Here is a 12,870-nt window from a genome sequence, read left to right as displayed (position 1 = left end):
TATAATGATTTCATTTCTCATTTACATTTTGAAAGGAGTTTTAATATGACGACTTCCACTACTACCGATGTTCAACAGCGTTCCGTATTCCGTCATGCTTGGGATGAGCATCACGAATTGATTCTAGCATTGTTTAGCGGAATATTGATTTTAGTTGCTTACGGACTCGAAAAATTCAATACGGCGTCTGCCGTTTATGTCACGTTGTACTTATCAGCATATGTGATTGGAGGATATGCGAAAGCGAAGGAAGGCTTGACGGAGACGTATCAAGAAAAAACGTTGAACGTCGAATTGTTGATGATTTTAGCTGCCATCGGTGCTGCTGCCATCGGCTATTGGATGGAAGGTGCGATCCTTATCTTCATCTTCGCGTTATCCGGTGCTCTTGAAACCTATACGATGAATAAAAATGAACGGGCTTTACAAAGTTTAATGTCTTTACAGCCAGAGGAAGCAACGCGTCTGAATGCAAACGGACAACTTGAAGTCGTTGGAATCGAGCAACTAGTAATCGGTAACCTCGTCTATGTTCGTCCCGGGGAACGCATTCCGGTCGATGGTGTCATCATTCGCGGTCAAGCAGCAATCGAAGAAGCATCGATTACAGGCGAATCGATTCCGGTTGAAAAACAAACGGGCGATACCGTCTATAACTCGACCGTCAACATGAATGGTGTCTTGACGATTGAAATGACGAAAGCCGCTGATGAATCATTGTTCCAAAAAATCATTCATATGGTCCAAAACGCACAAAGTGAGCAGTCTCCCTCTGCTCAGTTCATCGAACGATTTGAAAGTCGTTATGTCAAAATCGTCCTCCTCGTCGTTGCCCTGATGATGGTCCTTCCTCATTACGTCGTCGGCTGGACATTCGAGACAAGCATTTATCGGGCGATGATTTTACTCGTTGTTGCTTCGCCTTGTGCGCTTGTCGCGTCGATTACCCCTGCTGCCTTGTCCGCAATCGCCGCATCTGCGAAAAATGGCGTTCTCTTCAAAGGTGGAGCACACATCGAGACACTCGGACAAGTCGACACGATCGTCTTCGATAAAACAGGGACTCTGACAACAGGTAAACCCGTCGTTACTGAAAGTCGATACGCGGAAGGAATCGATATCCGAGCCGTCGAACAAGCCGTTGCTTCCATCGAAGCACAGTCGAACCACCCGCTCGCACAAGCGATCGTTAATCACTTAAAAACCGATGTTCGCGAACCGTCAACGTTCAAAGATGTGACAGGATACGGGATTGAAGCAACTGTCGATGGCGTCACGTATCGCATTGGCAAGCGAGCATTCCACGATGGTCTAGACGATCCATTCGTCGCGATCGAACAGTCACTGAAAGAACAAGGGCATACAATCGTTTATGTCAGCAATGGATCACAAATCGTAGCACTTTATGCATTACGTGATACGATTCGTCCGGAAGCTAAAACAGCAATCGCCGCTTTAAACGATCTCGGCATCGCGACGATCATGTTGACAGGTGATAATCCTGTCACGGCAGCAGCCATCTCGCGTGAAGCGGGTTTAACGGACTTCGTCGCTGAATGCTTACCGGAAGATAAAGTGCGCTATATTAAGCAATACCAAACAGAAGGTCGGACCGTTGCGATGGTCGGTGATGGTATCAATGATGCTCCGGCGCTCGCACTGGCACATGTCGGGATTGCAATGGGTGAAGGAACGGATGCTGCGCTTGAGACTGCTGACGTTGTCTTGATGAAAAACGATTTAGGTCGTCTTGCCTACGCCGTGCATAAAGCCCGGAAGATGAACCGGATCGTCAAACAAAACATCACGCTTGCGATCGGTGTCATCCTTCTATTGATCGCATCCAACTTGTCACAGTTCCTAATCATGCCGTTCGCTGTCGTCGGACACGAAGGATCGACGATTCTTGTCATCCTGAATGGCTTACGTCTTCTTCAACAGGATGCTTTACCAACTCTCCCACAGCGTGTATCCGAAAAACGATTAGCCGCTTAATCATTAAAAAAAACGTCTGACTGCCACACGGCAGTCAGACGTTTTTTTGTCTCTTCATCCGAACGTATTCGTCGGAATCGAATCGAGTTCTGCTTGTTCCTTCAAGCGCTTTTCTTCCATCTTCTTCGGATCCGCTTTTTTCATGAATCGTTCCCATGACGCGTTCAATTCAGAACCAAGTAAGATGATCAATCCTGTGAAATAAAGCCATAATAACAAGATAACGACACTACCGAGCGAACCGTACGTCTGATTGTAGTTTGAGAAGTTCGAGACGTAGAATCCAAATCCGACCGATAGTAATTGCCAGACAATGACACCAAAGACGGCTCCTGGGATCGCTTCCTTAAAGGTAATCGGGCGCTTTGGTGCGACGCGGTAAAAGATCGACAGTATACCAATCAATAGAATCGTTGAAACGACGTAACGCAAGACCGTTAATAAGATTTTTTGCCCCATATCGATCGGGAGAACGAAATTCGCAAGATACGTGATGATTGGACCACCAAGAACGTTCAAGACAATCAATAATAACATCCCGATTCCGAGAACAATCGTGAGTAGTAAAGCAATCCCGCGTGCTGCGACAAAACCACGTGGCGAGAAATCACCATAGGCATGGTTCGCTGTCGTGATCAAGCGATCGACACCTTTTGAAGCGGACCAGATGGCAAGAATCGCACCAATCGATAACAATCCCCCCTGCGGATCCTTGATGGCTTGAAAAATCGTATCCGTGAATGTATTGACGGCCCCACCCGGTGCTAAGTCCCGGATTTGCGACTCAAGTGTCTGACGATCAATATCAAAGAACGACAAGACGGAAATGACGAAAATGATACCTGGGAAAATGGATAAAAACCAGTAATAGGCGAGTGTCCCTGCATAATCCGTAATGTTGTGATCGGACATTCGCTGCTTTAAGTTCAAGGCAAGCCCTTTAGGATCGCGTGAATGCGCCATCGTCATCTCTCCTTCCTGAAAAAGAGGCAGTCAAAGACCACCTCATTGTTTTAATATACTTTTCCCATTTTATTTCAACTAAAACCTCATTCGTTTTCAGAAAGAATCAATTTATAGAACGGTTCTGTCATTTCTGCCAATTGTTTGGCAAGAGACGGTGGACGAATCGGCAATGATGGCAATTCGGATCGTTTAATCCAGACTGGTGTATAACCAGACCCTTCCTCTTCGAATTCTTCACCCAAACCTGTTCCAAAGCGACCGCCAATTGCTTTCGCCCAAAAATAAGGGTTATCGAATCCGTTAAAACGGACGATGGCAGCAATGCCATTCAACTCCACGTCGACACCGAGTTCTTCATGTGCTTCACGAATCGCTGTCTCTTCTAGTGATTCTCCATCATCTTTTCCACCGCCTGGAAAGACATAATACGTTTCGTTCGGTTTATCCCGTCGAATCAACGCAATTTCATCCTGTTCATTTCGTAAAATGATCGCACTTCGTTGAATCGGCATGACGCCACCCCTTTTCAAAATTAATTCATTGAATGGCATCCAGCATTTCTGGAACGAGTCCATTTTCTGTCGAAGCGATGACTTCTGCCGCGATTTTCATGCCAAGCTTTAATGCCTCTTCTGCTGGTTTTTCTTTTGTCAATTCAGATAAGACAGCAGAGAAGAAGGAATCGCCTGCTCCCGTTGAGTCGACGACTTTTACTTTTTTCGTTCCAACATGACCTGACGTCGCCGTACGACGATCGACGTAGACCGCCCCTAGTTCACTCATCGTCACGACCGTGAATGGAGCACCTTTTTTCGCTAGCTCATTTGCTACATGAATCGCATCTTCTACCGTCACGATTGACAGATCAGACAAAATTTCTGCTTCTTCGCGACTGCAAATGAATCCAGTGAATCCTTGTAACAGATGACGATTACGTTCAATGACGCTCAAGTGACCACAAACACCAAACAATGGCAACTCCATTTTGCGACATAGATGAATCAAACGTTCCAAGACTGTAACAGACAAATCAAGATCGATGGCAACGGCATCGACTCCATCGAGCGCATAGATTGATTGACGTAAAATCGCCTCTTCGAGCAACTTCGCATCTGGTTGTTTCGAGATTGAGGTTTGCAAGTCACCTTCGTTATCCATGACCGCTAGCCACATACCCATACCATGATCTTCTAACATTTCGACATGATCCACATTCGCACCGTAAGATTTCAGCTCATCGAGCACTCCCACGCCAATCTGATCATTCGTAACCGTCGAGATAAAGCGAACTTCATTCCCGAGGACGGCTAAGTTTTGTGCTACGTTGCGTCCTGTTCCTCCATTCGAAAACGTGATGTCTCCTACGTTTTTCGCATCCTTGTGCAAAGGAGCGAACGAAGTTCCTTTTATGTCGACGAATACTTTTCCGATTACCGCGATTTTATTCATTCCAGTTCCACCTCTAACCATATTTCCTGATTCCCGATCCTTGAATTGATCTTTCAGGCACATTGCTTCAATTATAGTAAAATTTTAAATCAGTGACAACCGAAGCACTTTTTTTCTAACTGTTCGCTATCTTCTCATAAAAAAAAACAGCAAGCGAATCGCCTGCTGCTTTGTTTGAATTTAGATGTTCGCAATCACGAGACTGATTGCGAGTAATAATCCGAAAATCGTATTTACTTTACCAGTCTGCGCCATACCAGGCATCAGTTGTTCTGGTGGCAAGTCCTCCCAGAAGAGACGGACCGTTTTAATCATGAGCGGAATACTCAACAACGCGAGTAAGGCAAACCAAGAGACTTCGAATGCCAGTACAGCAATGATGAGTGACAGGACAGCTGCCGCAAAAAATCCGATCAAAACGTACACGGCACGGCGATGCCCTACAAGACAGGCAATCGTTTTTCGTCCGTTGACCTTGTCATTATCCAAGTCCCGAATATTATTTGCAAGCAGGATTGAACCGATCAAGATGGCAACAGGTATCGAAATCGCAACGGCTTCCGTTGGTACATAACCAATTTGCAAGTAGGCAGAGATCGCAATGATGATATATCCCATGAAAAAGCCAGCAACCACTTCCCCAAAAGGTGTATACGCGATCGGTAGTGGTCCTCCGGTGTAAATATATCCGACGAACATCGAGATGAGTCCTACGACAAGTAACCACCACGAAGTCTCGATGCATAGATACACACCGAGTAGTGCGGAAATGCCATACAACGTAAGTGCAAATGCAAGAATCGTACCTGGCTTGAATCCATCACGTACGATTGATCCACCGATTCCGACCGATTCCTCTGTATCTAAACCACGTTTGTAATCGTAGTATTCATTGAACAGATTCGTTGCGATTTGAATCAACATCGATGCGATTAACATCGCTACGAACAAATCCAAGCGTATCGATTCCACACGTGGTGCGACAACTGCCGTACCGACGACGACCGGAACAAAACTTGCTGTCAGTGTATGCGGTCGTGTCATTCGCCAATAGACAGCGATTGATTTATTCATATAATAACCCCTTTCCTGTCTAAGTGTAGCGGGTTTCGTTTTTTGATGTCAATGTTCAATCCAAGATAGCTTATTCCTTCTTTTTTGTCCGCAAAAAGTTTACACTTAGAATAAGTGAAACATATCACAGTATCTACAGACTAGGGGGCAATGAGCGGTATGGCTTACGCTCAACAAGAGCTAAAACAGTGTATCGAACAGGCCGTCAGTCAGGCGAATGCCTCACAACGACCTATACTTGCTTCGTATTCATGGGAAATCGAAGCAACTGACATACGTTCTCTCGAACAGGGTATCGAGGAACGATTTTATTTCGCGACACCTGATCGCTCGATGCGGGCCATTGGGTTTGGCATCGTACAACAACTTCAGGCTTCAGGAACGGATCGTTTTTTACGAATTCAATCGCAATGGACAAATGTGAATCGCGACCATGTCGGTCATGATTTATTTGCGTTCAGCGGATTCTCTTTCACTGAACTTAACCAACCGGATTATCGCTGGTCTTCCTTTGGAGACGCTTCGATGACGATTCCGAAGTTTTTATTCTTAGAGCAAGATGGTAAGACACGCGTGACGATCTTTGCCCGTGTTGAGCCGATGGATCAAGTCGATTCAATCTTAAATCAGCTCGCACTTGATTTCGCCAAAGTTAATCAACCGCAAACACCGACTTCGACAGGCGTCACGCGTTTACGTCTATCTCGGGATGGAAATGAAGCCTTTGAAGCCTCGTTTCAACAAGCGATGCATTACTTGGAGACAACACTTGAAAAAATCGTTTTGGCGCGGGAAGTCGTCTACGAACTGGACCGCCCACTTGATGTAGCCGCTGTCGTTGCTGAACTCGAAGATACACAGCCCGGTAGCTATGTCTTCTGCTTCCAGCCGAATCCGGAAGAGGCCTTTATCGGAGCCACACCGGAACGACTCGTCCAAAAACGTGGACGTCGCCTTGAGACAGCAGCCGTCGCCGGTTCTGCACCGCGCCACGCGACGGATGAGATGGATGAGGCACTCGGTCAATCGTTATTACAAGATCAAAAGAACCGAATGGAGCACGGGATTGTCGCTGATTCGATCGAACGGACGTTATCTGCTTTTTCAGAGCAACTGGATTGTCCGGATACCCCGATTCTCTTAAAAAATCGTCATATCCAACATCTCTATACACCGATCACGGCGCGTTTAAAAGCAGATGTCACGTTATTCCAACTGATTGAGAAACTTCATCCGACACCTGCACTTGGTGGCGAGCCAAAGCAATTAGCGGTCGATGCGATCCAAGAGATTGAAACGTTCGAACGGGGTTGGTACGGTTCACCCGTCGGTTGGATGAATGGACAAGATGATGGGGAATTCATCGTTGCCATTCGCTCTGGATTATTTACGGAACGGGCTGTCATTCTTTATGCCGGTTGCGGTCTTGTTGAAGGTTCTCATTTCGACAGCGAGCTAGCAGAGACGGAAACTAAACTATCACCGATGTTACAAGCTCTTTCACACATTGGTTCGATTGAAAAGGATGATATTTATGTTGACTAAGTGGATGCACACGTTAATTGATACGCTCGTCGCGTCTGGTGTCCGGGACTTCGTCATCAGTCCCGGTTCCCGCTCAACACCACTTGCTATTGCAGCTTTTCTGCATCCGTCTAGCCGTACCCACGTCCTGGTTGACGAACGGTCGGCTAGTTTTTTTGCTTTAGGTTTAACACGGACGGAAGAGCGTGTTCGTCCCGTTGCGCTAATTTGTACAAGCGGTACCGCTGCGACGAACTATTATTCAGCAGTAACCGAAGCTAATATTTTTGAACTTCCATTGATCGTTTTGACTGCCGATCGACCTCATGAATTACGTAATGTCGGGGCACCTCAAGCCATCGATCAGGTCGGACTATACGGCAAGCAGGTTCATCATGCATTTGATCTTCCCTTAGCGGAAGAAGCGAGTCTTCCTTACGTCGCTCATGTCGCACAACGTGCAACCCTGCTCTCCCTGACGGAACCGGCGGGACCAGTTCAAATCAACGTTCCATTACGTGAACCACTCGTGCCTGAACTCGATCTTTTACGAACAGGTCGTTCTGTCGGCGTTTTACCTGAACCGACATCGGGAGTAAATAACGCCTTAGCGATCGTGCTTCAGAAAGAGCGCCTTCTTTTTGTACTTGGACCACAACTTGCTGCCGCGGACAGTCAGATTGTCATCTCGTATGCAAAACAAGCAGGGATTCCGGTCTTAGCAGATCCACTCAGTCAAGGACGGCAATCGCATGATGATCACGTCTTTGCCTACTACGATACATGGCTAAAACATCCGGCCACCGCTCAGCACGTCCGACCGGATCGAATCATTCGTTTCGGCGCCATGCCGACGTCAAAACCTTATCTGCTTTGGTCTCGGGATATTCCGACGACAGTCGTTGGTCATCCAGGGAATTGGCGCGATCCCCAACTCCATTCGGATTTCGTGATTGGTCACGCGCGACAACTCGAACATCATGAGCCCGTTCCGCATGACCCTACGTACCTCAATCTGTTACAACAGGCAGAGCGACGCGTCACCGATGCCTTTACGACGATCGATCAAGAGGAGATGACGGAGTATAACGTCGTCCGCGCGTTAACGACGTTACAAGAAGGAAGCCTATTCGTTTCGAACAGTATGCCGATCCGAGATATTGATACGTTCTTGCCTACAGGAACACCCCTTCGTCTACTCGCGAACCGTGGAGCAAATGGGATTGACGGCATCCTCTCGAGTGCTCTCGGGGCAACGTTTGATGCCAAACACCGCTATTTACTCGTTGGTGACCTGGCATTCATTCATGATATCAACGGGCTGATGACAGCGCGCACGCTTCCGTTAACGATCATTCTCGTCAACAATGCGGGTGGCGGCATCTTTAGCTTCTTACCGCAACAGCAACTCGAGCAAGCGGTGTTCGAGCCACTATTCGGTACACCGCAGCATCTCGACTTCGCCTCCCTCGCCTCCGGCTACGGTGTGACCTATCAGGCGATTGATTCGATTGCTGCGTTACGTCAAGCACTTGCGGAAGAGACGAATGTCACTCGGATACTTGAAGTCAAGACAACACGAATCGAAAACGTACAGATGCATCGTTCGATTTGGGACGTGACGAATCAAGCGTTAGCCGAGGTATTCCGATGATTTTACGCGGTCATCCCTATCATGTGAAAATCGAGGGAGCTGGTCCACCGCTCTTATTACTCCACGGTTTTACAGGCTCCCTCTCGACGTGGGACATGCTAAGTGAGCATTTATCGACTCACTTCACCGTCTACCGCCTCGATTTGATGGGACATGGAGAAACGATACCAGCGTCTAATCAACGAATGCGTTTGACACAACAAGTCAAGGATCTTGAGGCGCTGCTCGCTATGCGATCCGAGCCATGGATTGTCCTCGGTTATTCGATGGGCGGACGAATCGCCTTAATGTTGAGTGTCGTCTCTGAGCAAATCGCTCGAACAATCGCTGTTAGTACAACACCAGGTATCAAGACGGCAGTGGAGCGAAAAGTACGTCGTGCATCCGATCGTATGTTAGCGGAGCGACTCGAAAAGGATGGACTCGAAGCTTTCATTGATCATTGGGAGACACTTGGATTATTTAAACCTCAAGCGCTTCTCAAAGAACAACAACGCACGCGACTGCGGCAGGAGCGTATGTCTCAAACGGTTGAAGGTCTGAGCGCTTCGCTTCGAGCACAAGGTACAGGAAGCATGCCCTCTCTTTGGTCATGCCTTCCGAAAGAGATTGATTGGATTGTCGGGGAAGAGGACGAAAAATTCCGCGCCATCGCCTTACGAGCGGCATCACCTGAAAAAATTCACGTGATTTTGCATGCTTCGCATGCCCCACATATCGACCAACCGCAAAAGTTTGTTACAATGGTAAAGAATCTACTTATTCATCACTAACATATTGGGGGAATTCAAATGAAATACGCTCCGGAATGGGTATCAGCCCGTAGCTATGAAGACATCAAATATGAACAATGGAACGGGATCGCAAAAATCACGATCAACCGTCCAGAAGTTCGCAATGCGTTCCGACCACACACGGTCCATGAACTCATCGACGCATTTTCACGTGCACGTGACGATCAAAACGTCGGCGTCATCATCTTAACAGGTGAAGGCGATCTCGCATTCTGCTCTGGTGGAGACCAAAAGGTACGCGGACATGGTGGATATGTCGGCGACGATGAAATCCCACGTTTAAACGTCCTTGATCTTCAACGTTTGATTCGTGTCATCCCGAAACCAGTCATCGCTATGGTCGCAGGTTATGCGATTGGTGGCGGGCACGTCCTTCACCTCGTGTGTGACTTGACGATCGCTGCAGACAACGCCCGCTTCGGACAAACAGGTCCAAAAGTCGGTTCATTCGATGCTGGATATGGCTCTGGTTACCTCGCGCGCGTCGTTGGACACAAGAAAGCGCGTGAAATCTGGTACCTCTGCCGTCAATATGACGCACAGCAAGCACTTGATATGGGACTCGTCAACACGGTCGTTCCACTCGCGGATCTCGAGCAAGAAACGATTCAATGGTGTGCTGAAATTCTTCAACATTCACCAACGGCTCTTCGTTTCCTCAAAGCGGCATTCAACGCCGATTCAGATGGTCTCGCAGGGATTCAGCAACTCGCAGGAGATGCAACATTACTGTACTACACGACTGACGAAGCAAAAGAAGGACGCGATGCGTTCAAAGAAAAACGCAATCCTGACTTCGGACAGTTTCCGCGTTTCCCATAATGAAAAAAAGGTTCAATCGTCTTATGACATTGAACCTTTTTCGTATATTCATCAAAAAGGAAGTGACTATTTTGTATCCTTGGATCTATACACGGGCAAAAGAGCAACCGGATGACATCGCGCTCATTACGGAAACGGAGCGTTGGACGTGGTCTGAACTATATGCACGCGCGCATCGTTTGGCGAGTACGTGGGCGACGATCGTGACACGCGGAGACCGGATTGCTCTTTACGGTCCATCCAGTGCACAGTATATCGTCGCTCTTCACGCTGCTCAATTGCTTGAATTAACCGTCGTCCCGATCAACACTCGACTAACGCAAACGGAAGTGCTGCGCCAATTCAAACAGGCAGATGTGCGGCTCGTCGTAACAGACCGGATACTCGATACAGCGATTCCGTGTCGAGCTTTTTCTTATGAAAAAGAAGCGCCCGATCTGTTAATACGCCATATGCCTAAACAATACGTCCAATCAATGCTCTTTACGAGTGGTACGACCGGACATCCGAAAGCTGTGGAACAAACGATGTTGAATCATTTCTCGAGTGCGACGAATGCCGCTCGTCATATCGGATCACTGCCAGAGGATCGTTTTTTGATTGTCACACCACTGTTTCATATGAGTGGGTTAGCCGTCGTCTATCGAGCGGTCATCTATGGAGTGCCGATCATTCTCGAGCCACATTTTTCACCAGAACGCGCCTTACACTGGATTACGACGGAAAAAATTACACATGTCTCACTCGTCTCAGTCATGCTTGATCGGTTGCTCGAAGCCGGACTACGTCGTCACGCGCTTCGCGTCGTACTGACAGGGGGTGGTCCTGTTCCATTACCGATTCTGACGCGTGCACTCGACCGCAATATTCCCGTCATGCAGACATATGGGATGACGGAAACAGCTTCTCAAATCGCGACTCTTCTGCCTGAGGATGCCTTACGAAAAATCGGATCAGCTGGACAAGCCATTTATCCGACGCAAATCCGGATCACGCGCCACCAAGAAATCGAAGTCAAAGGACCGACAATCATGAAAGGCTATTTTCATGATGAAGAGAAAACGGCAGACGCCTTTACAGCAGACGGTTTTTTCAAGACTGGTGACTTAGGACGTTTGGACGCCGATGGATACCTGTATGTCCTCGATCGTCGAAGTGATCTCATCATCTCAGGTGGGGAAAATATTTACCCAGCTGAGGTCGAATCAGCACTTCTCTCGATTGATGGGATTCAAGAAGCAGGTGTCGTCGGACGATTCGATGCTAAATGGGGACAAGTTCCGGTTGCCTTCATCGTAAGTTCACTCGATGAAGCCATCATCCGAACGGAAATCAGTCAATTGCTCGCCAAATATAAATGTCCGGTTGATTACATCTATCATAGCGTTTTGCCACGCAATGCGAACGGTAAACTATTGCGGAAACAACTGAAGGAGTCATTATGAGCATCACCCTCCGGTCTGCCGAATTGTTCGATGTACCGCTCGTCTTTCGTCGTCCGATGCAAACAGCACTCTCGACGTTAACGATACGCAGGACGACGATTTTGCGCCTGACCGATTCGGAAGGACGAATGGGTTATGGGGAAGGAGTCGCGTTTGATACACCGTGGTATACGTCCGAAACACAACATTCTCTGCAAGGAATCGCTTCACTGCTGTACCAGTTACTTGACCAACCGCTCCATCATCCAGCAGATGTCACGCACCGCTTCCGCATCGTGCAAGGCAATCCGATGGCAAAAGCGATGTTTGAAGGAGCAATTTATGAATTATTCGCAGCAGCTGCCGGACAATCGCTCGCTACGTATCTCGGAGGTGATGAATCATCCCTCGTACCTTGCGGGAAAGCACTCGGACGGGCTTCTGCAGCGCAGACCGTCGAAGCCGTCGGACAAGCGATCGCCTCCGGATATGGACGGATCAAACTGAAGCTCGCTCCGACGGATACTGTCGTTCTTGAGCAAGTACGTGCGGCTTTCCCTGATGCGCCCTTGATGTTTGACGCTAACGGCAGCTTCATAGAAGCAGACTTTCCTTTATTACAGCATTGGGATTCATTCGGTCTCGTTATGATGGAACAACCGCTCGTAGCGTCGGATTGGTCCGGACATCAACGTCTCGCTAAACTCTTGCAGACACCGATTTGTCTAGATGAATCCATCGTCGCTCCAGCGGATGCCGATTTGATGAAGACGCTTCACGCTGGTCAGATTCTGAATATCAAGCCGGCACGTGTCGGTGGGCTGACGAACGCTTTGTCCCTTCGAACAAAAGCGCCCTACTGGCTCGGAGGGATGTTCGAGAGCGGCATCGGACGTCGTCAGACCCTTGCTTTCGCGACACTTCCAGGGCTCGCTTATCCGATCGATATGGCAAGTACGGAGGATTATTTTGAAGAAGATTTGCTCGAGACCCCGTATCATGTCGAACACGGACACATTCGTTATTCCGCTCCAGCCGTATCCGAATCACAGTTAAACAAATTGGCAACGTCCCGGATATCCTTATAATAGGAGCACTACGACGAAAAAGGAGGCTGACTCAAAAAAGAATGACGCGTCTTTTCACGCCCTTTCCTCAGGCGAGACAC

General features: G+C 48.0%; 11 protein-coding genes. 7 read left to right on the top strand and 4 right to left on the bottom strand.

The window, feature by feature from the left end:
- Positions 1-45: 45 nt before the first annotated feature.
- Entirely contained in the window at positions 46-1,995 is a 1,950-nt protein-coding gene (locus tag B3M90_RS11780; protein WP_290784229.1) for a heavy metal translocating P-type ATPase, read from the top strand.
- Between the two features lie 54 nt (positions 1,996-2,049).
- Here the strand turns inward: B3M90_RS11780 and B3M90_RS11775 are convergent, their stop codons facing one another.
- From B3M90_RS11775 to B3M90_RS11760, 4 genes are all read right to left on the bottom strand, one after another.
- Positions 2,050-2,958, bottom strand: a complete 909-nt coding sequence (locus tag B3M90_RS11775) for a YihY/virulence factor BrkB family protein (RefSeq protein ID WP_035412690.1) — start codon at positions 2,956-2,958, stop codon at positions 2,050-2,052.
- Between the two features lie 86 nt (positions 2,959-3,044).
- Positions 3,045-3,473 carry an NUDIX hydrolase gene (locus B3M90_RS11770; protein WP_290784227.1) on the bottom strand — a complete coding sequence of 143 codons (429 nt, stop codon included), beginning with the start codon at positions 3,471-3,473 and terminating at the stop codon, positions 3,045-3,047.
- Positions 3,474-3,498: 25 nt separating this feature from the next.
- Positions 3,499-4,410 (bottom strand): PfkB family carbohydrate kinase, encoded by a 912-nt coding sequence (locus B3M90_RS11765; RefSeq protein ID WP_035412684.1) that lies wholly within the window; start codon positions 4,408-4,410, stop codon positions 3,499-3,501.
- 180 nt (positions 4,411-4,590) lie between these two features.
- Positions 4,591-5,484: a 1,4-dihydroxy-2-naphthoate polyprenyltransferase gene (locus B3M90_RS11760; protein WP_214856494.1), complete on the bottom strand. Its 894-nt coding sequence runs from the start codon at positions 5,482-5,484 to the stop codon at positions 4,591-4,593.
- Between the two features lie 159 nt (positions 5,485-5,643).
- Between B3M90_RS11760 and B3M90_RS11755 the strand changes: the two genes are divergently transcribed.
- The 6 genes from B3M90_RS11755 to menC all read left to right on the top strand — a co-directional run bounded on the left by B3M90_RS11755 (position 5,644) and on the right by menC (position 12,790).
- Complete coding sequence (locus B3M90_RS11755; RefSeq protein WP_290784225.1) at positions 5,644-7,029, top strand: isochorismate synthase; 1,386 nt, start codon at positions 5,644-5,646, stop codon at positions 7,027-7,029.
- A 4-nt stretch (positions 7,030-7,033) separates the two neighbouring features.
- A complete protein-coding gene (menD, locus tag B3M90_RS11750; protein WP_290784218.1) occupies positions 7,034-8,662 on the top strand; it encodes a 2-succinyl-5-enolpyruvyl-6-hydroxy-3-cyclohexene-1-carboxylic-acid synthase in 1,629 nt (542 codons plus the stop codon).
- Positions 8,659-9,435 (top strand): 2-succinyl-6-hydroxy-2,4-cyclohexadiene-1-carboxylate synthase, encoded by a 777-nt coding sequence (gene menH / locus B3M90_RS11745; RefSeq protein ID WP_290784216.1) that lies wholly within the window; start codon positions 8,659-8,661, stop codon positions 9,433-9,435. Before menD ends, menH begins: the two co-directional genes overlap by 4 nt.
- An 18-nt stretch (positions 9,436-9,453) precedes the next feature.
- Positions 9,454-10,278: a 1,4-dihydroxy-2-naphthoyl-CoA synthase gene (gene menB / locus B3M90_RS11740; RefSeq protein ID WP_023469886.1), complete on the top strand. Its 825-nt coding sequence runs from the start codon at positions 9,454-9,456 to the stop codon at positions 10,276-10,278.
- Positions 10,279-10,349: 71 nt separating this feature from the next.
- Positions 10,350-11,723 (top strand): o-succinylbenzoate--CoA ligase, encoded by a 1,374-nt coding sequence (gene menE, locus B3M90_RS11735; RefSeq protein WP_214856489.1) that lies wholly within the window; start codon positions 10,350-10,352, stop codon positions 11,721-11,723.
- Positions 11,720-12,790, top strand: coding sequence for an o-succinylbenzoate synthase (gene menC / locus B3M90_RS11730; protein WP_214856488.1), 1,071 nt, complete (start codon positions 11,720-11,722; stop codon positions 12,788-12,790). The genes menE and menC overlap by 4 nt, the downstream gene beginning before the upstream one ends.
- Positions 12,791-12,870 lie beyond the last annotated feature (80 nt).

Source organism: Exiguobacterium sp. UBA6309, from assembly GCF_002439205.1.
GTDB lineage: Bacteria > Bacillota > Bacilli > Exiguobacteriales > Exiguobacteriaceae > Exiguobacterium_A.
The sequence above is the reverse complement of the archived record's forward strand: the minus strand, read 5'-3'. Positions and strand labels throughout refer to the sequence as shown.

What these genes read in the sequence shown, in the direction of transcription:
- B3M90_RS11780 (WP_290784229.1), top strand. Translation starts at nt 46, where the DNA reads ATGACGACTTCCACTACTACCGATGTTCAACAGCGTTCCGTATTCCGT.
- B3M90_RS11775 (WP_035412690.1), bottom strand. Translation starts at nt 2,958, where the DNA reads ATGGCGCATTCACGCGATCCTAAAGGGCTTGCCTTGAACTTAAAGCAG.
- B3M90_RS11770 (WP_290784227.1), bottom strand. Translation starts at nt 3,473, where the DNA reads ATGCCGATTCAACGAAGTGCGATCATTTTACGAAATGAACAGGATGAA.
- B3M90_RS11765 (WP_035412684.1), bottom strand. Translation starts at nt 4,410, where the DNA reads ATGAATAAAATCGCGGTAATCGGAAAAGTATTCGTCGACATAAAAGGA.
- B3M90_RS11760 (WP_214856494.1), bottom strand. Translation starts at nt 5,484, where the DNA reads ATGAATAAATCAATCGCTGTCTATTGGCGAATGACACGACCGCATACA.
- B3M90_RS11755 (WP_290784225.1), top strand. Translation starts at nt 5,644, where the DNA reads ATGGCTTACGCTCAACAAGAGCTAAAACAGTGTATCGAACAGGCCGTC.
- menD (WP_290784218.1), top strand. Translation starts at nt 7,034, where the DNA reads ATGCACACGTTAATTGATACGCTCGTCGCGTCTGGTGTCCGGGACTTC.
- menH (WP_290784216.1), top strand. Translation starts at nt 8,659, where the DNA reads ATGATTTTACGCGGTCATCCCTATCATGTGAAAATCGAGGGAGCTGGT.
- menB (WP_023469886.1), top strand. Translation starts at nt 9,454, where the DNA reads ATGAAATACGCTCCGGAATGGGTATCAGCCCGTAGCTATGAAGACATC.
- menC (WP_214856488.1), top strand. Translation starts at nt 11,720, where the DNA reads ATGAGCATCACCCTCCGGTCTGCCGAATTGTTCGATGTACCGCTCGTC.